Source organism: Pantoea sp. S-LA4 (genome assembly GCF_054482835.1).
Genome location: NZ_JBTLRC010000002.1, coordinates 338,714 through 364,304 on the forward strand (window position 1 = coordinate 338,714; position 25,591 = coordinate 364,304).

25 protein-coding genes and 3 tRNA genes are annotated in these 25,591 nt (G+C 57.5%); 12 read left to right on the forward strand and 16 right to left on the reverse strand.

What is annotated here, in order from left to right:
• Positions 1 to 73 precede the first annotated feature (73 nt).
• Positions 74 to 865 carry a siderophore-iron reductase FhuF gene (gene fhuF, locus ACX3P5_RS02390; RefSeq protein WP_233985376.1) on the reverse strand — a complete coding sequence of 264 codons (792 nt, stop codon included), beginning with the start codon at positions 863 to 865 and terminating at the stop codon, positions 74 to 76.
• Positions 866 to 1,057: 192 nt separating this feature from the next.
• Positions 1,058 to 2,146 carry a GGDEF domain-containing protein gene (locus tag ACX3P5_RS02395; RefSeq protein ID WP_233985375.1) on the reverse strand — a complete coding sequence of 363 codons (1,089 nt, stop codon included), beginning with the start codon at positions 2,144 to 2,146 and terminating at the stop codon, positions 1,058 to 1,060.
• A 221-nt stretch (positions 2,147 to 2,367) separates the two neighbouring features.
• Between ACX3P5_RS02395 and ACX3P5_RS02400 the strand changes: the two genes are divergently transcribed.
• Positions 2,368 to 2,652, forward strand: coding sequence for a DUF1435 domain-containing protein (locus tag ACX3P5_RS02400; protein ID WP_458968253.1), 285 nt, complete (start codon positions 2,368 to 2,370; stop codon positions 2,650 to 2,652).
• Positions 2,653 to 2,725: 73 nt separating this feature from the next.
• On the opposite strand, the gene ACX3P5_RS02405 is transcribed toward ACX3P5_RS02400, so the two are convergent.
• From ACX3P5_RS02405 to rsmC, 4 genes are all read right to left on the reverse strand, one after another.
• Positions 2,726 to 2,812: transfer RNA gene (locus tag ACX3P5_RS02405), tRNA-Leu, on the reverse strand.
• 28 nt (positions 2,813 to 2,840) lie between these two features.
• Positions 2,841 to 2,927: transfer RNA gene (locus ACX3P5_RS02410), tRNA-Leu, on the reverse strand.
• A gap of 30 nt (positions 2,928 to 2,957) precedes the next feature.
• Positions 2,958 to 3,044 (reverse strand) — tRNA-Leu (locus ACX3P5_RS02415).
• Positions 3,045 to 3,195: 151 nt separating this feature from the next.
• On the reverse strand, positions 3,196 to 4,227 hold the full coding sequence (gene rsmC, locus ACX3P5_RS02420; protein ID WP_233985373.1) for a 16S rRNA (guanine(1207)-N(2))-methyltransferase RsmC: 1,032 nt from the start codon (positions 4,225 to 4,227) through the stop codon (positions 3,196 to 3,198).
• Between the two features lie 106 nt (positions 4,228 to 4,333).
• Here rsmC and ACX3P5_RS02425 point away from each other — a divergent pair, with 106 nt between their 5' ends.
• From ACX3P5_RS02425 to yjjG, 3 genes are read left to right on the forward strand one after another with little or no spacing between them, the layout of a single operon-like run.
• A complete protein-coding gene (locus ACX3P5_RS02425; RefSeq protein ID WP_233985372.1) occupies positions 4,334 to 4,744 on the forward strand; it encodes a DNA polymerase III subunit psi in 411 nt (136 codons plus the stop codon).
• Positions 4,716 to 5,156, forward strand: coding sequence for a ribosomal protein S18-alanine N-acetyltransferase (gene rimI, locus ACX3P5_RS02430; protein WP_233985371.1), 441 nt, complete (start codon positions 4,716 to 4,718; stop codon positions 5,154 to 5,156). Before ACX3P5_RS02425 ends, rimI begins: the two co-directional genes overlap by 29 nt.
• Before the next feature lie 18 nt (positions 5,157 to 5,174).
• On the forward strand, positions 5,175 to 5,855 hold the full coding sequence (yjjG, locus tag ACX3P5_RS02435; RefSeq protein ID WP_233985370.1) for a pyrimidine 5'-nucleotidase: 681 nt from the start codon (positions 5,175 to 5,177) through the stop codon (positions 5,853 to 5,855).
• Between the two features lie 99 nt (positions 5,856 to 5,954).
• Here the strand turns inward: yjjG and ACX3P5_RS02440 are convergent, their stop codons facing one another.
• Positions 5,955 to 6,605 (reverse strand): YtjB family periplasmic protein, encoded by a 651-nt coding sequence (locus tag ACX3P5_RS02440; RefSeq protein WP_094119192.1) that lies wholly within the window; start codon positions 6,603 to 6,605, stop codon positions 5,955 to 5,957.
• Between the two features lie 107 nt (positions 6,606 to 6,712).
• On the opposite strand from ACX3P5_RS02440, the gene serB reads away from it, so the two are divergent.
• The 3 genes from serB to nadR all read left to right on the forward strand — a co-directional run bounded on the left by serB (position 6,713) and on the right by nadR (position 10,412).
• Positions 6,713 to 7,690, forward strand: a complete 978-nt coding sequence (serB, locus tag ACX3P5_RS02445) for a phosphoserine phosphatase (RefSeq protein WP_233985369.1) — start codon at positions 6,713 to 6,715, stop codon at positions 7,688 to 7,690.
• A gap of 13 nt (positions 7,691 to 7,703) precedes the next feature.
• Positions 7,704 to 9,086, forward strand: a complete 1,383-nt coding sequence (gene radA / locus ACX3P5_RS02450) for a DNA repair protein RadA (RefSeq protein ID WP_031376046.1) — start codon at positions 7,704 to 7,706, stop codon at positions 9,084 to 9,086.
• A gap of 84 nt (positions 9,087 to 9,170) precedes the next feature.
• Positions 9,171 to 10,412 (forward strand): multifunctional transcriptional regulator/nicotinamide-nucleotide adenylyltransferase/ribosylnicotinamide kinase NadR, encoded by a 1,242-nt coding sequence (gene nadR / locus ACX3P5_RS02455; protein ID WP_094119195.1) that lies wholly within the window; start codon positions 9,171 to 9,173, stop codon positions 10,410 to 10,412.
• 35 nt (positions 10,413 to 10,447) lie between these two features.
• On the opposite strand, the gene ACX3P5_RS02460 is transcribed toward nadR, so the two are convergent.
• Positions 10,448 to 11,449, reverse strand: coding sequence for a zinc-binding alcohol dehydrogenase family protein (locus ACX3P5_RS02460; RefSeq protein WP_233985368.1), 1,002 nt, complete (start codon positions 11,447 to 11,449; stop codon positions 10,448 to 10,450).
• A 95-nt stretch (positions 11,450 to 11,544) separates the two neighbouring features.
• On the opposite strand from ACX3P5_RS02460, the gene ACX3P5_RS02465 reads away from it, so the two are divergent.
• Positions 11,545 to 12,441 carry a LysR family transcriptional regulator gene (locus ACX3P5_RS02465; RefSeq protein WP_336755877.1) on the forward strand — a complete coding sequence of 299 codons (897 nt, stop codon included), beginning with the start codon at positions 11,545 to 11,547 and terminating at the stop codon, positions 12,439 to 12,441.
• Between the two features lie 112 nt (positions 12,442 to 12,553).
• Complete coding sequence (locus ACX3P5_RS02470; protein ID WP_094119198.1) at positions 12,554 to 12,934, forward strand: hypothetical protein; 381 nt, start codon at positions 12,554 to 12,556, stop codon at positions 12,932 to 12,934.
• 54 nt (positions 12,935 to 12,988) lie between these two features.
• Here ACX3P5_RS02470 and ettA read toward each other — a convergent pair whose 3' ends face one another.
• Positions 12,989 to 14,656, reverse strand: a complete 1,668-nt coding sequence (ettA, locus tag ACX3P5_RS02475; RefSeq protein WP_458968254.1) for an energy-dependent translational throttle protein EttA — start codon at positions 14,654 to 14,656, stop codon at positions 12,989 to 12,991.
• 278 nt (positions 14,657 to 14,934) lie between these two features.
• Positions 14,935 to 15,699: a DNA-binding transcriptional repressor DeoR gene (gene deoR / locus ACX3P5_RS02480; protein ID WP_233985365.1), complete on the reverse strand. Its 765-nt coding sequence runs from the start codon at positions 15,697 to 15,699 to the stop codon at positions 14,935 to 14,937.
• Between the two features lie 386 nt (positions 15,700 to 16,085).
• Here deoR and rbsK point away from each other — a divergent pair, with 386 nt between their 5' ends.
• The 3 genes from rbsK to ACX3P5_RS02495 are packed head-to-tail and all read left to right on the forward strand — an operon-like array spanning position 16,086 to position 19,345.
• Positions 16,086 to 17,003 carry a ribokinase gene (gene rbsK, locus ACX3P5_RS02485; protein ID WP_458968255.1) on the forward strand — a complete coding sequence of 306 codons (918 nt, stop codon included), beginning with the start codon at positions 16,086 to 16,088 and terminating at the stop codon, positions 17,001 to 17,003.
• A 9-nt stretch (positions 17,004 to 17,012) separates the two neighbouring features.
• The gene (fucP, locus tag ACX3P5_RS02490; protein ID WP_233985363.1) at positions 17,013 to 18,335 is read left to right on the forward strand and encodes an L-fucose:H+ symporter permease; all 1,323 of its coding nucleotides are present in this window, start codon (positions 17,013 to 17,015) and stop codon (positions 18,333 to 18,335) included.
• Entirely contained in the window at positions 18,332 to 19,345 is a 1,014-nt protein-coding gene (locus ACX3P5_RS02495) for an aldose 1-epimerase family protein (RefSeq protein WP_458968256.1), read from the forward strand. The genes fucP and ACX3P5_RS02495 overlap by 4 nt, the downstream gene beginning before the upstream one ends.
• Positions 19,346 to 19,360: 15 nt before the next feature.
• On the opposite strand, the gene urtE is transcribed toward ACX3P5_RS02495, so the two are convergent.
• The 6 genes from urtE to ACX3P5_RS02525 all read right to left on the reverse strand — a co-directional run bounded on the left by urtE (position 19,361) and on the right by ACX3P5_RS02525 (position 25,588).
• Positions 19,361 to 20,059, reverse strand: coding sequence for an urea ABC transporter ATP-binding subunit UrtE (gene urtE, locus ACX3P5_RS02500; RefSeq protein WP_069728458.1), 699 nt, complete (start codon positions 20,057 to 20,059; stop codon positions 19,361 to 19,363).
• 1 nt (position 20,060) lies between these two features.
• Positions 20,061 to 20,852 (reverse strand): urea ABC transporter ATP-binding protein UrtD, encoded by a 792-nt coding sequence (gene urtD, locus ACX3P5_RS02505; RefSeq protein WP_233985361.1) that lies wholly within the window; start codon positions 20,850 to 20,852, stop codon positions 20,061 to 20,063.
• On the reverse strand, positions 20,845 to 21,921 hold the full coding sequence (gene urtC / locus ACX3P5_RS02510) for an urea ABC transporter permease subunit UrtC (protein WP_233985360.1): 1,077 nt from the start codon (positions 21,919 to 21,921) through the stop codon (positions 20,845 to 20,847). Before urtC ends, urtD begins: the two co-directional genes overlap by 8 nt.
• Positions 21,921 to 23,486, reverse strand: a complete 1,566-nt coding sequence (urtB, locus tag ACX3P5_RS02515; RefSeq protein WP_233985359.1) for an urea ABC transporter permease subunit UrtB — start codon at positions 23,484 to 23,486, stop codon at positions 21,921 to 21,923. The genes urtC and urtB overlap by 1 nt, the downstream gene beginning before the upstream one ends.
• Positions 23,487 to 23,588: 102 nt before the next feature.
• Positions 23,589 to 24,857, reverse strand: coding sequence for an urea ABC transporter substrate-binding protein (gene urtA / locus ACX3P5_RS02520; RefSeq protein ID WP_233985358.1), 1,269 nt, complete (start codon positions 24,855 to 24,857; stop codon positions 23,589 to 23,591).
• A 29-nt stretch (positions 24,858 to 24,886) separates the two neighbouring features.
• A complete protein-coding gene (locus ACX3P5_RS02525; RefSeq protein WP_458968257.1) occupies positions 24,887 to 25,588 on the reverse strand; it encodes a GntR family transcriptional regulator in 702 nt (233 codons plus the stop codon).
• Positions 25,589 to 25,591: the final 3 nt, after the last annotated feature.

Below are 25,591 nucleotides of genomic sequence, written 5' to 3' on the forward strand. Positions count from 1 at the left end.
GCGTAGAAATTGCCACAAGCCTTCGGGCCTGTAAACGAGATTAGCGGAGATTCCGTGACAGAATGCGTCGCGATCAGCTGCTGCTTAATGTGCAGTTGCCGCACTGCGCCACATCGGGAATGCGATAACGCTGGCAGCAGCTGCGACGAACCAGTTCGCCGTTGCGGGGGATCATGGTGCGGTAGAGCGGATTATCACTGCCATCCAGCAGCCGCTGGTTGAAGAACAGCGCCTGTTCCAGCTGCGCCACCTGCTGCTCGCCAATCTGACTTTTCAGCTCACCGAGAAACCACTGAAACGAAAAACCCATGTTGTTCCAGATCAGTCTGGCATTGATGTCGCCGTGGCGGGTGATGCTGTTGACCACCGGAATCAGATGCTGCTGAATCAGCCGATCGAGGCGCTGCTGTGCATTAAGATAGTGCGCATCGTCATCTTCCTGTACCGCAATCCAGAACGCGGCGGGATGACCCTGCTGAAACTCAACCCGGATCTGTTCAGGCGAGCAGTCGAGCGCGCGCGACTCCTGCAGTAAGGCTATCATCAGCGGCGGCAGCAACAGGCCAAAATACCACTGCGCCCACAGTGACAGCACCGGCTTTGCTTCCCGCACGGCATCAGGATGATCGCGATAGAGATAGTCGCTGTAGCGCTGAATCAGTGGGGTGAAGGTGGCGGTTTGTGACCATTCGGCGAGCGTCAGGCAATCGGGCGGGGCAGGCCGATCGAGCTTAATCGACTGCTGCAGGTAGTCGGGCTGTTGTAATAGCCGCTGCTGCAAACTTTCCGCCAGCGAACCATCGTGTTGCCGGAAGATTATCGACTGCGTGCTAAAGCGATTTTCCTGTGCGGTTACGGTTGCCATGTCGACTCGCGAAAAGGGTAGATAAGAAAGCAAATGATAATCGTTATTGATTCACTCTACAAGCTGTGCAAAACAACAGCAAGTGATAGCCGGTAACAGGGAGTAAAAATTAAGTCAGGAATAAGAACTAATAGAATGAAAAATGGCGGGTCGTTGCGCCGACACGATAATAGCCGGTTCCGGCGCAGAATATTACGCCCGTTCAGTGGACGGCAGGTGTTGAGCTTTAGGCAAATCTTCCCAGGCCAAAATGGTATTTCTTCCCTGATTTTTGGCCACATATAATGCGCGGTCCGCATTCGCCACCGCCTGGTCAAATTCATTATCGTAAATAGGCGCAATACCGGCGCTGATGGTGACATGGGTCGAGACTTTTTCGTTAAAGCGATGAGGGATTTCTAAATCAACCACATACTGACGAATCCGCTCTGCCAGTTTCATCGCAATGGAACTGTTAACGTTGGTCATTAATACCAGAAACTCTTCGCCGCCATAGCGGGTCACCACATCACGCGAACGCACCGCATCACGAATCGCCACCGAGACCCGCGCCAGCGCCTGGTCACCCATCGCATGACCATAATTATCGTTGTAGGCTTTGAAATGATCGATATCCAGCAGCAGCACATAATGACTGCCTGCATGGTTTTCCAGAATATTGTCGAGCCGGTTTTTCAGCCCGCGGCGGTTATACAGGCCGGTGAGCGGATCGAGCATACTGAGGTCGCTGAAGGCCTCTTTCTCCTGATAGAGCTGGTGCATCAGGCGCAGGGTAAAGTTATCGGCGCGGCGGCGCATCAGGTGCTGGAGCGAGAAACCGATCAGCGGCAGCGCGATGTTGAGCAGGATCAGCGGCAGATGTTCACCCTTATCCAGCAGCAACACGGTTAACACCGGCGGCGTGATATGCAGGCAAAAGGCCAGCAGATGATCGCTGAGGGCAATGGCGCTGATAAAAAAGACGCTGAGCAAACTGATAATCAGAAAACCGCCATCAAAATAAAAGATTTGATTAAAGCGATAGTTAATGTGCCAGGCCCACAGTACGCCCAGTATAAAGGCAACCGGATTTAATAGCGGTAATTGTACTTTAGGGCGAATTAAGCAAAGGCATAAAATGGCGCTGCTAAAGATAGCCACCAATATTACCGGTAACGTCATTTCACTCTGCTTTATCGGCGTCAGACAAAATAGCGAGATAACAGCGTTAAGGAACAACAAAAGCATGAGCGAAAGTCGATATTTGCTGTGTTTCAGCTCTTCATAAGAGTGTAATTTCATTATAAATACTCGTTACGGCCCTGAAATATCAAAGCGCAAGCCGGCAAAACTTTTACCGGACGGTGAGCAAATTATTGCTGTTATTAAAAGTGTTATCGGCCGCAATCTAGCATTTTCCAACTGGTCTGTCATCTTCCGGACCGGACCCGACAAAAACAGGCTGCACAAGGCACAGAAGTGTCATATGATAATGGGAATGCTTATCATTTGAGGTGTGGATCATGGGGATGGCTATCATTGCCGCCTGCGGCCTGTGGGGATTTAGCTGGGTGATGGGGAAAAAACTGGACAGTGCCTGGGGCGTGCTGCTGCCATGCGCCGCCATGCCATTATTTGCCTTGTGGGGGCCGAGCTTCAGCCAGTGGCGGCTGGTGATGGTTGTTGCGCTACTGATGACGATTGTGATGCTGTTTAATCAGCGCTTACGCCACTATCTGCTGCTGCCATCATGTCTGGCATTAGCGGGCGGACTGGCGGCGGTATCGGTGAATTTTCAGCTGAATTAACGACAGGAAATGGCGAAAGAATGCGTACAGGATGGACAGAACAGAAAGGATTACAGCAGGAAGATGACAACGTTGGTGCGAAGAGAGGGACTTGAACCCTCACGTCCGTTAAGACACTAACACCTGAAGCTAGCGCGTCTACCAATTCCGCCACCTTCGCATCGAGTTGTCTGTTCATATCACCGCAATGGTGCGAAGAGAGGGACTTGAACCCTCACGTCCGTTAAGACACTAACACCTGAAGCTAGCGCGTCTACCAATTCCGCCACCTTCGCGCAGTGCTCGCGATATGAAACTTGTGATTTTGGTGCGAAGAGAGGGACTTGAACCCTCACGTCCGTTAAGACACTAACACCTGAAGCTAGCGCGTCTACCAATTCCGCCACCTTCGCATACCCGTAACACGTTGAGAATGTTACAACCACGGAGGCGCATTCTAGAGATTTTACTCTTTGCGTCAACAACTATTTCGTCGGGCTGAAACGATCGCTGTAAAAAGCAACGTTTTCAGCCCGGCAAAGCGGTTAACGGCGGGAAAAGGCCTTAGCGCGTTTTCGCTCCGCGACCATAGACGGCGCGATACACTTTAAAGCGGCCGGTTTGTGCGATCACTTCATGGCTGCCGAACGTTTCATCCAGCACCTGTGGATAGGGCAGGAAGGTGTTAGCAACGATACGCAGTTCACCGCCGGTGTTGAGATGCTTCACCGCGCCACGAATCAGCGCCTGTGCGGCGTCAAGGCTGGTCTGAGTGCCTTCATGGAACGGCGGATTCGAGATGATCATGTCGAAGCGACCGGTCACATCAGAGAAGACGTTGCTGGCGAACACTTCGCCTTCCAGACCGTTGGCAGCCAGCGTGGCTTTACTCGCTTCAATCGCCGCGGCGTGGACGTCGCACAGCCACAGACGCACTTTTGGCGAACGCGCTGGCAGCGACGCGGCAAGCACACCCGCACCGCAACCGATATCCAGCACTTTACCTTTGGTATGTGCGGTAAAGGTCGACAGCAACAGCGCACTGCCGCTATCCAGACCGTCACGGCTGAAGACGCCAGGCAGAGTATGAATGGTCAGATCGTTGAGCTGATAAGTATGACCAAAGGTGCTGGCATCAAACTCAGGCTGTTTGTCGAGGCGACCGTGGTAAAGGCCACAGCGGCGTGCGCTGTCAATCTTCTCCAGCGTGACCCACTCTTCCAGCATCCCTTCAGCGCTGCGCACGCCGCTGCGGTTCTCACCCACCACAAAGACATCGCAGCCCACCGGCAGCAATGACAGCAGGTTCTGCAGCTGGAACTGCACTTCGGGTTTGTTCTTGGTCCAGAAATAGACCAGCGTATCGCAGCCCTGCACATCCTCCGCCTGCGCAACCAGTCCATAACGCGCCTGTTCGCCCATGCGGTGGCTCAGGTTTTGCCAGTGATGATATTGCTGGGTATGAACGCGCGAAGAGGCGGTCTCCAGCTGAGCGGGCAGGTCATCCTGCAGATCGCCAGCAAACAAAACGTGGCGGGCGGTAAATTCATCACTGTGGCGCAGAATGACTTCGCTGGCCGGGGTAAAAGCAGACATGTAGGGCTCCTGTAAGATCTGAGCGGCGATTATAGTGGTTTGTTGGCGCATGTTCGATGGGTTTGCTAGCATAGCGTCGCATTCAGGCAGCAGAACAGGTAACACCATGACGTCCAGGCGCGACTGGCTTTTACAGCAAATGGGAATTACGCAGTATCAGCTGCGCCGCCCGCGCGTGCTTCAGGGCGAAATTGCGGTCACGCTGGCACCGGACACGCAGCTGATTATCGTGGCTGACACACCGCCCGGCCTGCACGAACCGCTGATGCGCGACGTGCTGCATACGCTGAATCTGCAACCCACTCAGGTAATGACCGTGACGCCGGACCAGCTGCAAATGCTGCCGGAAACGCTCAATTGCGCAGGCTGGTTGCTTGGGGTCGAGAGCGAACAGACCTTTAACGGCGTGGCATTAACCAGCGCCTCCTTCAATGAACTGATCAGCAGCGGCGCCGCCAAACGCGCGCTCTGGCAACAGATGTGTAACCATGACAGCCATCTCTTTTCTCACCCCTGACGATCGGGCGCAGGCCTTTGCCATTGAGCGTCGTAGTCACGCCTTTCCCTGGAGTGAACAGACGTTTGCCAGTAACCAGGGCGAACGCTTTCTCAATCTGCGACTCGATGTGGACGGTCAAATGGCCGCCTTCGCTATCACTCAGGTGGTACTGGATGAAGCCTCGCTGTTCAACATTGCGGTCGATCCCGCCTGGCAGCGCCGGGGATTTGGCCGTCAATTGTTACAGCATCTGATTGATGAACTGATTAAACGCGACGTGCTGACGCTGTGGCTGGAAGTGCGGGCCTCAAATCTGCCGGCAATTGCGCTCTATGAGCAACTGCAGTTTAACCAGGTCAGCCGCCGTCCCAACTATTATCCCACCGCCAGCGGTCGCGAAGACGCCATCATCATGGCGCTGACGCTGTAGCGGTGTTAAGGAGCTTTGATGTTAGATAACTGGGATTGCATCCTGTTTGATGCTGACGATACCCTTTTTCATTTCGACGCCTATGCCGGATTACAGCGACTGTTTGCTGGCTACGACGTGCAGTTTTCCGACCAGGATTACGCCGATTATCAGGCGATTAATAAGCCGCTGTGGGTCGATTATCAGAACGGTACTATTTCGGCGCTACAGTTGCAGACCCAGCGCTTTAATCACTGGAGCGAAAAGCTCAGCGTGGCACCGGAGATCCTCAACAGCGGCTTTCTCACGGCGATGGGCGAGATCTGCACGCCGCTGCCGGGCGCGGTCAGCCTGATGAACCGGCTGCATGGCCGGGTGAAGATGGGCATTATCACCAACGGTTTCACCGCGCTGCAACAGACGCGGCTGGAGCGTACCGGTTTTCGTGATTACTTCTCGGCGCTGGTGATCTCGGAACAGGTGGGCGTGCCGAAACCGGCCGCAGAGATCTTTGATTATGCGCTGAAGCAGATGGGCAACCCGGATCGTCAGCGGGTGCTGATGGTGGGGGATACTCCGGAGTCGGACATTCTCGGCGGGATGAATGCCGGTCTGAAAACCTGCTGGCTCGATCACGGTACCCGTCCGCTGCCGGAACATATTCATCCGACCTGGCAGGTCAAATCGCTGAGTGAACTGGAAGCCCTGCTGGCCGGTTAATGCGGGATGCCTCGCAAAGCCGCACGCTGATTGCTAAAAAGGCCCGTCTGACGGGCCTTTTCAGTTGTAGTATCGCGCGGTGGCATCAGCGACGAGGCGCTACTCTTTTTTCTCGTCTTCCTCATCGCGATCTTCTTTCACCGGCGTACTGGCGGTGAGCAGAAACGGCGACTGCTGCCAGCGGGTCCGGCGATGGCGCAGCAGGGTACGGGAGAGAATAATGCCGATCGCCAGCGCCAGCAGCATCATCAGGCGCAGAATGTTGGTGGTGTTATCCACCTGGCGCGATTCGGTGACCAGTACGTGGGTATCGAGCGTGACGCGCAAAAAGCCGAGCGGGCCATCGTTACCGGCCAGCGGCTGGACAATCTGATGATTGAAATAGCTGCCGGCGCGTTTGCCATCCAGCGCCAGCCGGTCGCGCACATTGATATTTTCACCGCTGTGCGCCACTAAGCTGCCGTCGCCGTCATACACCGAGGCGTCGAGGATGCGGCTGTTGGCGGTCATCTGATTGAGAATGGCTTCAATCTGGTTGCGGTTATTTTCGCTGTTATCCATCAACGGCTTCAGGCTGAACGCCACCTGATTGGTCAGGGTATGCGCCAGCTCCTCGACCTGTTCGGAACGCGCCATTTGATGGCCGAGACTGAACCAGGAAGCGCCCTGCATCAGGACCACCAGCAGCGCCATTGAGATCAGCACAATCACCGTGCGATGTAAGCGAAATTTTAGTGCGGTTTTAGCCATCAATAACCCGTGTCACGTCACAACAGAAAGCCTGGAGATTATGTTGCCAGAAGCGGCGCAGACAAGGTAGCCTCTTGCGTGGTTTTGTTGTCCCTACAGGAGCTGTGATGCCAAATCGTTTAACCTGGTGCGATCTGCCCGCCGATGTCTCTCTCTGGCCGGGTTTGCCCCTTTCCCTTAGCGGTGATGAAGTGATGCCGCTGGATTATCGCGCTGGCCGGACTGGCTGGCTACTGTACGGCCGCGGGCTGGATAAGCAACGGCTGACCGACTACCAGCATCAGCTGGGTGCCGCGATGGTGATCGTCAGCGCCTGGAACGTCGATGAGTATCAGGTGATTCGCCTGGCGGGCTCGCTAACGCCGTTCGCCAGCAAACTGGCGCATGACGCCGGGATGGACGTGGCGCCGCTGGGTAAAATTCCGCACCTGAAAACGCCGGGCCTGTTGCTGATGGATATGGACTCCACCGCGATTCAGATCGAGTGCATCGACGAGATTGCAAAACTGGCCGGCAGTGGCGAGCGGGTGGCAGACGTCACCGAACGCGCAATGCGCGGCGAACTCGACTTCACCGCCAGCCTGCGTGAGCGGGTGGCGACCCTGCAAGGGGCCGATGCTAATATTCTGAAGCAGGTGCGCGATGCGCTGCCGCTGATGCCGGGCCTGACCACCCTGACGCAAAAACTGCAGGCGCTGGGCTGGCAGGTCGCGATCGCCTCGGGCGGCTTTACCTATTACGCCGAATACCTGCGCGACAAGCTGCATCTGTCAGCGGTAGTCGCCAATGAACTGGAAATCCGCGACGGCAAACTCACCGGCAACCTGCTGGGACCGATTGTCGACGCACAATACAAAGCCGACACGCTGAAAAAGCTGGCGCAGCGTTTTGACATCGCGCCGGAACAGACCGTGGCGGTTGGCGATGGGGCCAATGACCTGCTGATGATTAAAGCCTCAGCGCTGGGCATTGCCTACCATGCGAAACCTAAGGTGAATGAGCAGACTGCGGTCACCATTCGCCATGCCGATTTAATGGGGGTGTTCTGCATCCTCACCGGCAGCCTGATCCATGAAGAGCGTTAACTGAGGTATTGATTTGGCCAAAGCGGCAAAACGCGCATTTGTCTGTAACGAATGCGGCGCAGACTATCCACGCTGGCAGGGGCAGTGCAGCGCCTGTCACGCCTGGAACACCATCACCGAGGTGCGGATCGCCGCCTCGCCTGCTGCGGCGCGTAACGAGCGTCTGAGCGGTTACGCGGGCAGCGCCGGTACCAGTCGGGTACAGAAGCTGTCTGAAATCAGTCTGGAGGCGTTACCGCGCTTCTCGACCAGCTTCAAAGAGTTTGACCGGGTGCTCGGCGGCGGCGTAGTGCCGGGCAGCGCCATACTGATCGGCGGCAGTCCGGGAGCCGGTAAATCGACCCTGCTGCTGCAGGTCATGTGTCGCCTGTCGGAAGGGATGAAAACCCTGTACGTCACCGGGGAAGAGTCGCTGCAACAGGTAGCAATGCGCGCCCATCGTCTGGGATTACCGACCGAAAACGTCAATATGCTGTCGGAAACCAGCATCGAGCAGATCTGCCTGATCGCCGAGCAGGAGCAGCCGCAGCTGATGGTGATTGACTCGATCCAGGTAATGCACATGGCGGAGATCCAGTCTTCGCCGGGCAGCGTGGCGCAGGTGCGAGAAACCGCCGCCTACCTGACGCGCTTCGCCAAAACGCGCGGCGTGGCGATCATCATGGTCGGTCACGTCACCAAAGATGGTTCGCTGGCCGGTCCCAAAGTGCTGGAGCACTGTATCGACTGTTCAGTGCTGCTGGATGGCGATGCCGATTCCCGCTTCCGCACCCTGCGCAGCCATAAAAACCGGTTTGGCGCGGTGAATGAATTAGGCGTGTTTGCCATGACCGAGCAGGGGATGCGTGAAGTCAGCAACCCGTCGGCCATCTTCCTTTCGCGTGGCGAAGAGGTCACTTCCGGCAGCTCGGTCATGGTGCTGTGGGAAGGAACGCGTCCGCTGCTGGTGGAGATTCAGGCGCTGGTGGACCATTCGATGATGGGCAATCCGCGGCGCGTGGCGGTGGGGCTGGAACAGAACCGCCTGGCGATTCTGCTGGCGGTGCTGCACCGTCATGGCGGGCTGCAGATGGCGGACCAGGATGTGTTCGTTAACGTGGTCGGCGGCGTCAAAGTCACCGAAACCAGTGCTGACCTGGCGCTGATGCTGTCGATGGTGTCGAGCCTGCGCGATCGTCCGCTGCCGCAGGATCTGGTGATCTTCGGCGAAGTGGGGCTGGCAGGCGAAATCCGGCCGGTCCCCAGCGGTCAGGAACGTATCTCCGAAGCGGCAAAGCATGGCTTTAAACGGGCCATTGTGCCGGCTGGCAATGCACCGAAAAAACCGATCGATGGAATGCAGGTTTTCAGCGCGAAGAAGCTGGCGGATGCGCTGGCGATTCTGGACGACCTGTAATGCGCCTGACGTCCGCTGATGGCGTGCCGTCAGCGGGCGAGGAGACGCGTTCAACCTTAACCGCATTCACGCAGGAGGCACGACATGTCGTCGTTTGATTATCTAAAAACGGCCATTCGCCAGCAGGGTCACACGCTGCAACAGGTCGCTGACGCCAGCGGCATGACCAAAGGCTATCTGAGCCAGTTGCTCAATGCCAAAATCAAAAGCCCCAGCGCGCAAAAGCTGGAAGCGCTGCATCGCTTTCTCGGGCTGGAATTTCCGCGTCGTGATAAAACGGTTGGCGTGGTGTTTGGCAAGTTTTATCCGCTGCACACCGGGCATATCTATCTGATCCAGCGCGCCTGTAGCCAGGTGGATGAGCTGCATATCATCATGGGCTATGACGAGCCGCGCGATCGTGAGCTGTTTGATAACAGCGCCATGTCGCAGCAGCCGACGGTCAGTGATCGGTTGCGCTGGCTACTGCAAACCTTCAAATACCAGAAAAACATCCGCATCCACGCCTTCAATGAAGAGGGAATAGAGCCCTATCCGCACGGCTGGGATGTCTGGAGTGAAGGCGTCAGCGGCTTCCTGAACGAGCACGGCATCACCCCGGATTGCATTTATACCAGTGAAGCGCCCGATGCGGAGATGTATCAGCAGCATCTGGGGATTCAGACGATACTGGTCGATCCCAACCGATCCTTTATGAGCATCAGCGGCGCACAGATCCGCCAGGACCCGTTCCGTTTCTGGGAATACATTCCGACCGAAGTGAAGCCGTTTTTCGTGCGTACCGTGGCGATCCTCGGCGGCGAGTCGAGTGGTAAATCGACGCTGGTGAATAAGCTCGCCAATATTTTCAACACCACCAGTGCCTGGGAATATGGCCGCGACTATGTCTTTTCGCACCTCGGTGGTGACGAAATGGCGCTGCAATATTCTGACTACGACAAGATTGCACTGGGTCAGGCGCAGTACATCGACTTTGCGGTCAAATATGCCAACAAGGTGGCGTTTATCGACACCGATTTTGTCACAACTCAGGCGTTTTGCCTGAAGTACGAAGGGCGCGAACATCCTTTCGTTCAGGCCCTGATCGACGAATATCGCTTCGATTTAGTGATTTTGCTGGAAAATAATGTGCCGTGGGTGGCAGACGGATTGCGCAGTCTCGGCAGCTCCGTAGACCGCCGCGAATTTCAGTCGATGCTGGTGACGATGCTGCGTGAAAACAATATCGATTTCGTTCATGTGCGGGAAGATGACTACGACACCCGTTTCCTGCGCTGCATTGAAGTGGTGAAAGGGATGCTGGGCGAGAAGAACGCCCAGCCCTGAAGCGAAAGGGGACCGTGGCGGGTCCCCTTGCTCAATTAATAAACCATCACTACTTTGCCACGCATGTGGCCTTCCAGTACCCGCTGATGGGCCGCTTTCAGCGTCTCAACGCTTAATCCCTGCAGCGTCTCGCTCAGGGTGGTTTGCAGCTTACCTTCATCCAGCAGTGCCGCCACGGCATCCAGAATTTCACCCTGACGCGCCATATCCGGCGTATTAAACATGCTGCGGGTATACATCAGCTCAAAGTGCAGTGCTGCGCTTTTCAGCTTCAGCTGATCCATCGACAGCGGATGCTCGTTCTCCACGATGGTGCAGATATGGCCCTGCGGCGCGATCAGCTTCGCCATGGTTTCCCAGTGACCGTCGGTATCGTTGAGGCAGAAGATATAATCGACCTGCTTGATCCCCTGTTTTTCCAGTTCACCCGGCATATCTTTATAGTTGATCACCAGATCGGCACCGCGATCGCGGCACCACTGCGCCGAATCTTCCCGGGAGGCGGTAGCAATGACTTTTACCTTGCTGTGCAGCTTCGCCAGCGGGATCGCCAGCGATCCGACACCGCCTGCGCCACCGACGATCAGCAGCGTTTGATCTTCGCGGGCAGCGGTCAGATTCAGCCGCTCAAACAGTCCTTCCCAGGCGGTCAGCGCCGTCAGGGGGATCGCCGCCGACTGCGCCCAGTCGAGGCTCTTCGGCTTGTGGCCGGTAATGCGTGCGTCGATCAGCTGCTCGGTGCTGTTACTGCCGGGACGGGTCAGATCGCCGGCATAGTAGACTTCATCGCCCGGCTTAAAATTGCTGACTTTGCTGCCGACTTCCAGCACCACGCCGCTGGCATCCCAGCCGAGAATACGGGGCACCTGCAGCCCGTTTTTGACCGCGCCTTTGTGAACCTTGGTATCAACCGGATTCACCGAGGCGGCTTTAACCTCAACCCGCAGGTCATACTCGCCTGGCGTTGGGGTTTCAGGAAAGATTTCAATAAAGTTTTCAGGACTCTCTGGATTAATAGCAATAGCGCGAATAGACATAGTGATTCTCCTGTGTGATTACGCTAAGTGTAGAACCTGGATTTAGCGGTGATAAGATGGACAATCTTTCATAGAGTGTTCGTCTGAGGTGAACAATGGCGTTTCGTCAGTGGCAGGACATGGCGCTTTTTGCGCTGGTGGCGGAGTGTGGCAGTTTTACCGCTGCGGCGGAACGCGCGGGGTTGCCAAAATCGAGCGTCAGCCAGCGCATCAGCCAGCTGGAGCAACGGCTTGGCATCCGGCTGCTGAACCGAACCACTCGCCAGCTTAATCTGACCTTTGCCGGAGAACGCTATCTGCTGCACTGCCAGGAGATGATGCAGGCCAGCGAACGCGCCGATCAGGCGATCGCCAGCCTGCGCGAGAATCCCAGCGGCCGGCTGCGTATCACCAGTCCGGCCGGCATTGGCGCCACGCTGCTGGCGCGCTGCAATGCGGCGTTTTTACAGCTTTATCCCGACGTAACGCTGGATGTCTCGATCTCGGATGATATGCGTGATCTGGTGCAGGAGGGGTTTGATGTGGCGCTGCGTACCGGTCAGCCGCAGGAGTCATCGCTGATTGGTCGTCGGGTTGGCTATTGCCAGCGCCTGCTGGTGGCCTCGCAACACTATCTTGATCGGCATCCGCCGCTGGTGCATCCGCAACAGCTGGCTGCGCATCGCTGCATCGCCCATCGCGCCTGGAACGAGTGGGTATTACAGCGTGACGATGAGTATTATCGCTGGCTGCTGCCGCCGGGCCATCTGACGGATAATTTAATCTACGCCCGTGAATCTGCGCTGGCAGATGCTGGCATTACGCTGTTGCCGCATTTTCTTACCGACGGTGCGATGGCGGACCCGCGTCTGGTGCCGGTGCTGCCGGACTGGCAGATGGAAGGGAATGAACTGTGGCTGGTCTATCCGGGACGTAAACTCAACTCGCCGGCGCTGGCGCGCTTTGTTGAGTTCGCGCTGCTATCCCCGGTGTTCAGGGATTTTTATCGCTGACTTTTATATAACAGTAATTACATTAACTTATAAGTTTGATACCTGTAGCAGAAAATTATATTTCATTAAATATGATGATGTTTCCTGTGGTTCTCAGAGGAAGAGGATTTTTATGAAAGCTCAAAATTTAAAGACTGCATGTATCAAAACCTTATCAAAAAGTGAGCTTTACGATCAGCGAGAGTTTAATGGCGTAACGGCTCTTAAAAATATTCTGGGTGATGAAAATAGGGTGATTGAAACTACTTTTATCCTTAGGGGCAGTAATGTCAGCTGCAATGCATCCGTTACCTGGTATGATGCCAGAGAGTCACATGAAACTCGTTCCGAGTTCCGACTTTACTATGAAAGCAATCCGATAACAGAACTGGCGGTTCCCGGAGATAATATTGTGATTGGTTTTGATAAAAAGAATATATTCACCTGCATTTTATTTAAAACAAATGATGAGGAGCATCAAGGGCTTATTGAACAATGGACTCAGATTTATTAATTTAATAAAAAAGGGAAGCACTCGCTTCCCTTTTTAACATCAATCACGCTGCGATTACTTAATCATACGCTTGTACTTGATACGCTTCGGCTCCAGCGCTTCGGCACCGAGGGTGCGCTTCTTGTACTCTTCGTATTCGGTAAAGTTACCTTCGAAGAATTCGATGTTGCCTTCATCCTGATAGTCCAGGATGTGGGTCGCGATACGGTCCAGGAACCAGCGGTCATGCGAGATCACCATCGCGCAACCCGGGAACTCCAGCAGGGCGTTTTCCAGCGCACGCAGGGTTTCAATGTCCAGGTCGTTGGTCGGTTCATCGAGCAGCAGCATGTTGCCGCCAACCTGCAGCAGCTTGGCGAGGTGCAGACGACCGCGCTCACCGCCCGACAGTTCACCGACGTGTTTGCCTTGATCGACGCCTTTAAAGTTAAAGCGACCAACATAGGCGCGGCTTGGCATTTCGGTGTTGCCGATACGCATGATGTCCTGACCGCCGGAGACCTCTTCCCATACGGTTTTGGAGTTGTCCATGCTGTCACGGAACTGATCGACTGACGCCAGCTTGACGGTATCGCCGAGCACGATGCTGCCGGAATCAGGCTGTTCCTGACCGGACATCATGCGGAACAGCGTCGATTTACCGGCGCCGTTCGGACCGATGATGCCGACAATCGCCCCTTTCGGTACCGAGAACGACAGATCGTCAATCAGCACGCGGTCACCGTACGATTTACGCAGATTGCTGACTTCCAGCACTTTGTCACCCAGACGCGGGCCAGGCGGAATAAACAGTTCGTTGGTTTCGTTACGCTTCTGGTATTCGGTGTTGTTCAGCTCTTCGAAGCGCGCCAGGCGGGCTTTACCCTTAGACTGACGGCCTTTAGTGCCCTGACGAACCCACTCCAGCTCTTTCTCAATCGACTTGCGGCGGGCCGCTTCAGACGAGGCTTCCTGCGCCAGACGGGCATCTTTCTGCTCCAGCCAGGAGGAGTAGTTGCCTTCCCACGGGATGCCTTCGCCGCGGTCCAGTTCCAGAATCCAGCCCGCCACGTTATCAAGGAAGTAACGGTCGTGGGTAATCGCCACTACGGTACCTTCGAAGTCATGCAGGAAGCGTTCCAGCCAGGCGACAGATTCGGCGTCCAGGTGGTTGGTAGGTTCGTCGAGCAGCAGCATGTCTGGCTTTTCCAGCAGCAGACGGCAGAGTGCGACGCGGCGACGTTCACCACCGGAGAGCGTGGCGACTTTCGCATCCCAGTCTGGCAGGCGCAATGCATCCGCAGCGCGCTCCAGCTGAGTATTCAGATTGTGACCATCGTGTGCCTGGATAATCTCTTCCAGACGGCCCTGTTCAGCGGCCAGTTTGTCAAAGTCCGCGCCTTCTTCGGCATACAGCGCGTAGACTTCGTCGAGACGTTTTAACGCGCCAACCACTTCAGACAGCGCCTCTTCAACCGACTCACGCACGGTGTGTTCCAGGTTGAGCTGCGGCTCCTGCGGCAGGTAGCCAATCTTAATGCCTGGCTGCGGGCGCGCTTCCCCTTCGATATCTTTATCGATGCCGGCCATGATGCGCAGCAGGGTGGATTTCCCGGCACCGTTCAGGCCGAGGACGCCGATTTTCGCGCCAGGGAAGAAGCTAAGGGAGATGTTCTTCAGGATGTGTCGCTTCGGCGGAACCACTTTGCCGACGCGGTGCATGCTATAGACGAATTGAGCCACGTTGTATTGAGCCTCTGGGTCTGTTGGTCATTGGGATGATGTCGAAGTTTAGCCTTTTTCACCGTCTAATCACAGCCGGGGCGCGGCGAATTTCCGACGTGTGCCGCAGTTCGGCCTGACTGCCTGATTTCCGCGCAGCCGATAATGCACAGGCGTTTTGTCGGAAAAGGGGATCGGACGCGTCATCAGCGTCTCGCTGGCGGGATGCTGTTCCGGGGAGTGGCAAGAGTAACGTGAACGGCTGACGGCGAAGCGTTCTGCCGCCGTCAGGCAGACCTTTACGGCAGGCGCAGCGGAATCGCCTGTTGCGCCAGCCAGTTTTGCAGAGCCTGATCGGGTGCGCTGTCACTCACCAGCAGATCAAAGCGGCGCAGTTCGGCGATGCGGGCAGGCAGCACCTTGCCATATTTACTGCTGTCAGCCACCAGAATGCACTGGCGTGCCCGACGCATTGCGTGATGCTTCATCGCCAGCTCATTGATGTTGTAGCAGGTCGCGCCCTGATCTTTATCGATCCCGGCCGCTGAGATAAACGCCAGGGTCGGACAGAGATCGTCGAGGATCGAATGGGCGCCGATCGGCGTAAACAGCGCGTTGTCGGCATGAAATTCGCCGCCACTGAGGATCACGTTACAGGCCGGTTTCTCTTTTAACGCCAGGAAGGTGTTCATGGCGCAACAGATCGCGGTAAACGGCAGCGCGTCAGGAATGGCATCGACGATGTAGGGCAGGGTGGTGCCGCAGTCAAAAAACACCGTGTCATTTTCACCGATCAGGCTGGCGGCAGCCTGTGCCAGCCGCTGTTTTCTGGCCGCATTCTGGCCGTGCTGGTCGGTGACAAAGTAGTGGCCGGCGTGGCTTTTTGGATCGCTGACGATGTAGCCGCCCAGCAGCACGACGCTGGAGGCCGGCTCGGTCAGATCGCGGCGGATAGTCATCTCTGACACGCCAAGCAGCTGCGCCGCGTCTTTCAGATGCAGTTTATCGGTGCGTTTAAGCGCCTGCGTCAGCTTATGAATACGTTCGTCGCGCCGGGTTTCCATGTTCATCTCTGTCTGTTGAGTATCCTGCTGGGCTGATTGAGGGACCGGAAACCGGCGTAATCATCGCGACAAACCTCACAGATTTTAAGGGGTTGCGTCCTCTCCGTCAGGCTGATTTTCAATCTTACCTGCAATTGCTAAACCCCGCAAACCTCCAGCGCCGTCGCCCGGCGGTGGCCTTTCAGCCGCCAGGCCGCGACCCTGGCGGCAGTCTGCTCTGCTGTCTGATTGTTACAATCGTAACACGATAACCGGCCTTAATTCGGCCTGAACAGCAGATTCCGCCCCTTCAGGATGTGGTTTTTATCACATATTTAACCAGCAGGAATTGTTATTGTTACTTTTATAACATTTGCTGGTTAAAAAACATCCGGGAGAAAACAGTCATGGATATCGCAGTCATCGGCTCAAATATGGTCGATCTGATTACCTATACCAACAGCCTGCCGAAAGCGGGCGAAACCCTTGAAGCGCCCGACTTTGCCCTTGGCTGTGGCGGTAAAGGCGCTAACCAGGCCGTCGCGGCAGCGAAAATGGGCGGCAAGGTGATGATGGTCAGCAAGGTCGGTGATGACCTCTTTGCCCCCAACACCGTGGCTAATCTGCAACAGCAGGGCGTGGACACGCGCTTTGTCACCACCGCACCGGGCACCTCCAGCGGCGTCGCGCCGATCTTTGTCGATGACCAGTCGCAGAACCGCATTCTGATTATCAAAGGCGCCAACCAGCAGCTGAAGCCGGCCGATATCGACGCTGCCGCAGAGGCGCTGAAAGCCTGCCAGCTGATCATCCTGCAGCTGGAGATCCCGCTGGAAACGGTCTATTACGCCATCGATTTTGCCCGTCAGCATCAGATCACCGTGATCCTCAATCCTGCGCCAGCGGTGGCCGATCTCGACATCCACTACGCCTGCAAGTGCGACTTCTTTATGCCTAACGAAACCGAGCTGGAGATCCTCACCGGGCTGCCGGTCAGCAGCGATGAAGAGGTGATCCTCGCCGGACAGTCGCTGTTAAAGCGCGGGCTGAAAAACCTGATCATCACGCTCGGCAGTCGCGGCTCGGTCTGGATGAGCGGCGATAGGGTGCATCGGGTGGCCGCCACGCCGGTTCAGGCCGTCGACACCAGCGGCGCGGGCGATGCTTTTATTGGCTGTTTTGCGCACCTGCTGGTTAAAACCGGCGATGTCGCGGCCGCCATGACCCAGGCGTCGGCCTATGCCGCCTGCAGCGTCACCGGACGCGGCACCCAGCGCGCCTATCCCGACGCAGAGAGTTTTCAGCGCTTTCTTAACCTTCACTGAGGTCACGCTATGCAACAGAATATTGTTCAGCAATCTGATGGCTATCTGAATAAAACGCCGCGCTTTCAGTTCATCCTGCTGTCGTGCCTGTTTCCGCTGTGGGGCTGCGCTGCCAGCCTCAACGATATCCTGATTACCCAGTTTAAAAGCGTGTTCGCGTTAAGCGACTTTGCCAGCGCGCTGGTGCAGAGCGCCTTTTATGGCGGCTATTTTCTGATTGCGATCCCGGCGTCGCTGGTGATCCGCAAAACCAGCTACAAGCTGGCGATCCTGACCGGCCTGGCGCTCTACATCCTTGGCTGTGTGGCGTTTTATCCCGCCTCGCATATGGCGACCTACACCATGTTTCTGGCGGCGATCTTTGCTATCGCCATCGGCCTGAGCTTTCTTGAAACCGCCGCCAACACCTACAGCTCGATGATTGGCCATCGCGACCACGCCACGCTGCGGCTCAACATCAGCCAGACCTTCTATCCGATTGGGGCGCTGATGGGCATTGTGCTGGGTAAATATCTGGTGTTCCAGGATGGCGACAGCCTTGAGAGTCAGATGGCGTCCATGACCGCAGAGCAGGCGCACGCGTTCCGCCTGACGATGCTGGAACATACGCTGGAGCCCTACAAATATCTGGTGATGGTATTAGTGGTGGTGATGCTGCTGTTTATGTTTACCCGCTATCCGCGCTGCAAACCGCAAAGCAACGAATCATCGCTGCCTTCGCTGGCGGAGACCTTTCGCTATCTGGCGACTAACCGCCATTTTAAACGCGGCATCGTGACGCAGTTTCTCTATGTCGGGATGCAGGTGGCAGTCTGGTCGTTCACCATTCGTCTGGCGCTGACGCTGGGTGCGACTAATGAACGTCACGCCTCCAACTTCATGATCTACAGCTTTATCTGCTTCTTTATCGGCAAGTTCGTGGCGAATTTCCTGATGACCCGTTTCCGCGCCGAGAAGGTGCTGATCGCCTATTCGGTGCTGGGCGTGCTGACGCTGGCGTATGTGATGCTGGTGCCGAACTTTACCGCCGTCTACGCCGCCGTGTTCGTCAGCGTGCTGTTTGGTCCCTGCTGGGCGACCATTTACGCCGGAACCCTGGCGACGGTCGATAATAAATATACCGAAGTGGCCGGTGCGTTTATCGTGATGGCGATTGTCGGTGCTGCATTCGTCCCGGCGCTGCAGGGGCTGGTGTCTGATCTGGCTGGCTCAATGCAGCTGGCGTTTGGCGTCTCGCTGCTTTGCTTCGCCTGGGTCGGCTTTTACTTCTATGGCGAGCTGCGCCATAAGAAACCGGTGTCTGGCGGTCGTCTGCTGGAGGAGGCATCATGAAAACCCGTTTACCGTTACGCCGTGAGCAGTTCCATTTTACCCCTGAGGTGTTGCTGGAGAGCGATGACTTCCGGGTGGTGCTGTTTCGCTACCCGGCGGGGATTGAAGCGGTGCGCATACATAACCGGCGCGGCAGCGTGACCATACTGCCGTTTCTCGGTCAGATGATCTGGGACGTGCAGTTCGACGATCATAACCTGACCATGGGCAACAGCTTTAAGCAGCCGCTGCCCGGCGATTCGATCATCGATACCTACGGCTGCTTCGCGTTCCACTCGGGATTGCTGGCGAACGGCTGCCCGTCGCCCGAGGACAATCATCCGCTGCACGGTGAGATGGCCTGCGCCCGGATGGAGAGCGCCTGGCTGGTGCTGGAGGATCAGACGCTGTCGCTTGAAGGGGAGTGTGAATATGTCAAAGGCTTCGGCCATCACTACCTGGCGGCACCCGCCGTCCGCATTCAGGCCGATCGGCCCCGGCTGACGATCGCGATGACGGTGACTAACCTGGCTGGCGCGCCGATGCCGCTGCAGTATATGTGTCATCTTAACAGCGCGTGGATCGATCAGGGACGTTTCCGGCAGTCGATCCCCGAACAGGCTTTTCAGCTGCGTCGCTCGATCCCGGCCCATCTCAAACCAACGCCTGCCTGGCGCGACTACACCGCGCAGCTGGCTGCCGATCCACAGGCGTTACAGCAACTCGATCAGCCGCAGCTGTGCGATCCGGAGATCGTCTTTTTCGCCGACGATCTGCCGCAGTATGGCGATGAGGTGCAGTTTGAGCTGCACGCGCCGGCGGGCTACGCCCTGATGACGCGCTTCTCTACCGCGCAGTTTCCTCACGCCACCCGCTGGCTGCTGCACAACGCCGATCAACAGGTCGCGGCCTATATCCTGCCCGCCACCTGTCGGCCGGAAGGCTTTCTGGCGGCGCAGCAGGCCGGCACCCTGATCACCCTGGCCAGCGGCGAACAGTGCCACTTCTCCGTCGAGACCGGCTTGCTGTAAGCGCGATGCGCGGCCTTAAATCGCCACCAGGCCGCGCACGCCATCGGCTTCCATGCTGTCGCCGCGGCCACGCTGCACGATTTCGCCGCGTGACATCACCAGATAGCTGTCCGCCAGTTCAGCGGCAAAATCATAAAACTGCTCAACCAGCAGGATCGCCATATCTCCGCGCTGCGCCAGCTGGCGGATCACCGCCCCGATCTCTTTGATCACCGACGGCTGGATCCCTTCAGTTGGCTCATCCAGGATCAACAGCTGCGGGCGGCAGGCCAGCGCCCGGCCGATCGCCAGCTGCTGCTGCTGACCACCGGAGAGATCGCCGCCGCGGCGTGACTTCATGGCAAACAGCACCGGGAACAGCTGGTAGATCTCATCCGGGACCTGACGTGCCTGCGATGCCGGAAAGCGGGACAACCCCAGCAGCAGGTTCTCCTCCACCGTCAGCCGCGGAAAAATCTCCCGGCCCTGCGGCACATAGGCGATGCCGGACTGCACCCGCTGGTGCGGTTTACGGCCGTTGAGCTTCTGCTGCTGCCAGTGGATCTCGCCCGATTTCGCCGGAATCAAGCCCATCAGGCACTTCAGCAGCGTGGTTTTCCCCACGCCGTTGCGGCCCAGCAGGCAGGTGATCTCACCGACTTTCACCTCAAACGACAGGCCGCGCAGAATATGACTGCCGCCATAATATTGATTCAGTTCAGTAACCTGTAACATCTCAGCGCCCCAGATAAACGTCGATAACCTGCTCATTGGCCTGCACCTCGCGCAACGAGCCTTCGGCCAGTACCTGTCCCTGATGCAGCACCGTGACGTGGTCGGCAATGGTTTCGACAAAGCCCATATCATGCTCCACCACCATCAGCGAATGCTTACCCGCCAGATTGCGAAACAGCTCGGCGGTGTAGTCCGTTTCGGCATCGGTCATGCCCGCCGCCGGTTCATCCAGCAGCAGCAGATGCGGCTCCTGCACCAGCAGCATACCGATCTCCAGAAACTGCTTCTGACCGTGCGACAGCAGGCCCGCGCGACGCTGCCGTTCAGCGCCGAGCCGCAACAGCTTCAGCACCTCATCAATCCGATCCTGCTGCTCGCCACTGAGGCGAGCGCGCAGGCTGGCCCACACCGATTTGTCAGCCTTCAGGGCGATCTCCAGGTTCTCAAACACGGTTAACGCTTCAAACACCGTCGGCTTCTGGAACTTACGGCCGATCCCGGCGCGGGCGATCTCCACCGGCGACAGGCGGGTAAGATCGCTGTCCTGATCGTAGATTACCCGGCCGGAATCGGGCCGCGTCTTGCCGGTGATCACGTCCATCAGCGTGGTTTTGCCCGCGCCGTTAGGGCCGATCACGCAGCGCAGTTCGCCGACGCCGATCTGCAACGAGAGATCGGTCAGAGCGCGGAAGCCGTCGAACGAGACGCTGATCTTCTCCAGCTGCAGTACCGGATCGCGCTGCGCCCGATGGCGATCCGCCGGGTGAGGTTGGGTAAAGAGTGCGTCAGTCATGTTTCCTCCGGCGCAGCAGGCCAATCACGCCGTGCGGCAGAAAGAGCGTCACCAGGATAAACATCAGGCCGAGGAAAAACAGCCAGTATTCCGGAAACGCGACGGTGAAAAAGCTGCGCGCGCCGTTCACGATCGCCGCACCCAGCAGCGGACCGATCAGCGTACCGCGACCGCCCAGCGCCACCCAGATGGCGGCTTCAATTGAGTTGGCTGGCGACATCTCACCGGGATTAATAATCCCGACCTGCGGCACGTAAAGCGCTCCGGCCAGCCCGCACAGCATCGCCGACAGCGTCCAGACAAACAGCTTAAAGCCGCGCGGATCGTAACCGCAGAACATCAGACGGTTTTCGGCGTCGCGCACCGCGGTCAGTACCCGGCCAAACTTGCTGCGCGCCAGCGCGAAGCCGATCGCCAGGCTCAGCAACAGCAATCCTACCGTCGCGATAAACAGGCCGATGCGGGTGCCGGTCGCGCTGACTGAAAAGCCGAGCAGGGTGGTAAAGCCGGTGAAACCGTTGTTGCCGCCAAAGCCGGTTTCATTGCGGAAAAACAGCAGCATACCGGCGTAGGTCAGCGCCTGGGTGATGATGGAGAAGTAAACGCCTTTGATGCGGGATCGAAAGGCAAAAAAGCCAAATACCAGCGCCAGCAGGCCCGGCGCCAGTACGCTGAGGCAGAGCGCCCAGGCGAAGTGCTCGGTCCCGCTCCAGAACCACGGCAGCTCACGCCATGACAGAAAGGACATAAAGGCCGGTAGGCCTTCGCCCGCCGCCTGGCGCATCAGGTACATGCCCATCGCGTAGCCGCCCAGGGCGAAAAACAGACCGTGCCCCAGCGACAGCAGACCGGCGTAGCCCCACACCAGATCGAGCGCTACCGCCACTACCGCATAGCAGAGGATTTTGCCGACCAGCGTCAGGGTATAGGTGGAGATCGCCAGCGGATGACTGGCTGGCAGCAGTGCCAGAAACGGCATCACCAGCAGCGCCAGCGTCACCACCAGGCCGATGCTGAGCGTCAGGCGCGGCGCTTTGCGCGCAGCACGGAGCGTCATGGGTTGCGTCATCAGTCAGTCACCCTTCCTTTCACCGCAAACAGCCCCTGAGGACGTTTCTGGATAAACAGCACGATAATCACCAGAATCAGGATCTTGCCGAGCACCGCGCCAATTTGCGGCTCCAGCACTTTATTGAGAATGCCGAGGCTGAAGGCGGCAACCACGGTGCCCGCCAGCTGGCCGACGCCGCCCAGCACCACCACCAGAAACGAGTCGATAATGTAGCCCTGGCCGAGTTCCGGTCCGACGTTGCCGAGCTGCGACAGCGCCACGCCGCCCAGACCGGCAATGCCGGAACCCAGGCCAAACGCCAGCATATCGACGCGACCAGTCGGCACGCCGCAGCAGTCCGCCATGGCGCGGTTCTGGGTCACGGCGCGCACGTTCATGCCAAGACGGGTGCGATTCAGCAGCAGCCAGGTGAGCGCCAGCACAAACACCACAAACAGGATCACCGCGATGCGGTTCCACGGCAGCACCAGGTTAGGCAGGACCTGCAATCCGCCCGACAGCCATTGCGGATTCGCCACTTCGAGGTTTTGCGCCCCGAACAGCATCCGCACCGCCTGGATCAGCATCAGGCTGATTCCCCAGGTCGCCAGCAGCGTCTCCAGCGGGCGACCGTAGAGATGGCGGATCACCGTGCGCTCCAGCGCCATCCCGATTGCGGCCGTCACCATAAACGCCACCGGCAGCGCCAGCAGCGGATACCAGGCTAAATAGTGCGGGGCAAACTGCTGAAACAGGCTCTGTACCCACCAGGTGGCATAGGCACCGAGCATCAGCATTTCGCCGTGCGCCATATTGATCACCCCAAGCAGGCCGTAAGTGATCGCCAGCCCCAGCGCCGCCAGCAGCAATACCGAGCCCAGCGACAGACCGCTGAACGCCTGGCCCAGCAGATCGCCCCACATCAGGCGTTTCTGGATCTGTTGCAGGCTGTCGGCGGCGGCGGCGCGCACCGTGGCGTCCGGTTCATTCGTCGGCTGGGTTAAGCGTTGCAGGCTGGCCTGGGTATTGGGATCGCTGGACTCACCCAGCAGCGTCACCGCCTTGAGCCGCACCATCGGCTGGGCATCCGCCAGTTGCAGGTTAGCCAGCGCCAGCGTCAGCGCGGCATGTACCCGGCTATCTTTTTCGGCCGCCAGCCGCTGCTCAATCAGCGGCAGCTGATCGGCCGCGCCATCATTTTGTAGCTGTCGTGCAGCACGCAGCCGCAGATCGGCATCGTCACTCACCAGCTGGTGGGCCGCCAGTGCGCCGTTAATCAGCACCCGCAGCCGGTTGTTGATAAACAGTTTTTTCAGAGGGCCGTCTGGCTGTGGCTGGGCATCCAGCGGCAGCAGCCTGTTGCCCTGCTGGCTGAACGGTTGTTTATTCTGGTCGATGACCACGCTTTCGGCATTCAGCGCTTCCAGCAGCGGTAACCGGCTGCTGTCTGGCGCGGCGGCCCACTGTTGCAGCAGTGTCGCCTGCTGGCTGCGGCTGGCAGCGGCGAAGTCGGCCGCCGGTCCGGCGCTGGCAAGCAGCGGCATCAGCAGCAGCAGGCTGAAAAGGCAGCGGCAAAGGTTCATAGAGAGGACCTCGTTAAAGAGATAAGCGGCAGACGATCTGCGTTGTGCCATCTACGCAGCGGGGCGCCGGTCTGCAAAGCCGCAGGCCGGCACCTGACGCACTTACTGCGCGGCTTTCATCGGGTGATCCGGTTTCTTATCATTACCGGCAATGTACGGGCTCCACGGCTGCGCGCGTACCGGCTGATCGGTCTGCCACACCACGTTGAACTGGCCGTTCTCTTCCACTTCGCCAATCATCACCGGCTTATGCAGATGGTGGTTGGTCTGATCCATGGTCAGGGTAAAGCCGTCTGGTGCCTTAAAGGTCTGACCGGCCATCGCCGCCCGCACTTTATCCACGTCGGTGGTACCGGCTTTTTCTACCGCCTGCGCCCACATATGAATGCCGACATAGGTCGCTTCCATCGGATCGTTGGTTACTACCGTCGCGGCGTTTGGCAGGTTGTGGGCCTTCGCATAGGCGCGATAGTCGGCGACAAATTTCGCGTTGGTCGGGTTATCGATCGACTCAAAATAGTTCCAGGCAGCTAGCTGACCGACCAGCGGTTTGGTATCGATACCGCGCAGCTCCTCTTCGCCGACCGAGAAGGCCACCACCGGAATATCGGTGGCTTTAATGCCCTGATTCGCCAGCTCTTTATAGAAGGGAACGTTGGAGTCGCCGTTGATGGTGGAGACCACCGCCGTTTTGCCGCCGGCAGCAAACTTTTTGATGTTGGCGACGATGGTCTGATAATCGCTGTAACCAAACGGCGTGTAGACCTCTTCGATATCTTTATCCTGTACGCCTTTGCTGTGCAGGAAGGCGCGCAGGATCTTATTGGTGGTGCGCGGATAGACATAATCGGTGCCGAGCAGGAAGAAGCGTTTCGCGCTGCCGCCATCCTCGCTCATCAGATATTCCACCGCCGGGATCGCCTGCTGGTTAGGCGCTGCGCCGGTGTAGAACACGTTAGGTGACATCTCTTCACCTTCATACTGCACCGGATAGAACAGCAGGCCATTCAGCTCCTCAAACACCGGCAGCACCGATTTACGCGATACCGAGGTCCAGCAGCCAAACACCACGGCCGCTTTATCCTGGGTCAGTAACTGCCGCGCCTTCTCGGCAAACAGTGGCCAGTTGGAGGCGGGATCGACCACCACCGGCTCCAGCTTTTTCCCCAGCACGCCGCCTTTGGCGTTGATCTCATCAATGGTCATCAGCGCCACATCCTTCAGCGGCGTTTCCGAAATTGCCATAGTCCCGGAGAGGGAATGCATAATACCGACCTTAATGGTGTCAGCCGCCTGAGCACTCCAGGCGAGACCCATGCTGGCAACGGTAGCGGAAAGCGCGAAAGCCTTGAGCAATGAACGTCTTTTCATGGTGATAAAACCCCTAATTGTGATGTTTGTTATTCAATGGGTTGAAGCCGGGCCTGCTGGAGTCGGTGCAAAGTAATTTTCCTGACTTCCGCCTTGCTGACGGCGATATGGTCAGTCAGGATGCGTTGTGCCTCCTCGGTCTGTTGCTGAAAAATCGCCTGTAAAATCTGTTCATGCTCCTGATAGGTCGCGGTTATCCGATCGTCAGAGGTGAAGTCGAGACGGCGGATGATGCGGATTTTCTCCGTCAGCTCAGCGTGAATACGCGCCATCTCCAGATTGCCTGCGGCGGCGACCAGCGTCATGTGAAACGCCTCATCATGTTGTGACACGGTAAGGCCGGCAGTCAGCCGCTCGTCCTGGCACCAGAAGCGTGTCAGCCCGCTTAACAGGGCGCTGCACTGCGCGGCGGGCAGGGCGCACAACCGTTTCACCGCCTCACACTCCAGCACGGTACGCAGGTCATACAGCGACTCGAACCAGGCAAAATCGAAATTCCTGATCTGCCAGCCGCTGCGGAACCACACCTCAACGAAGCCTTCACGTTCCAGCCGGAACAGCGCCTGACGGACCGGGGTGCGGCTGACCGCCATGCGACCGGCAATTTCACTTTCGCTGAAGCGGTCACCGGGCATCAGGCGAAAGGCAAAAATATCCTCCTTCAGCGCCTGATAAACCCGTTCCGCCAGCGCTTCCGGCCGGACTTTCGGGGTGGGAGAATGCATCGTCATCGT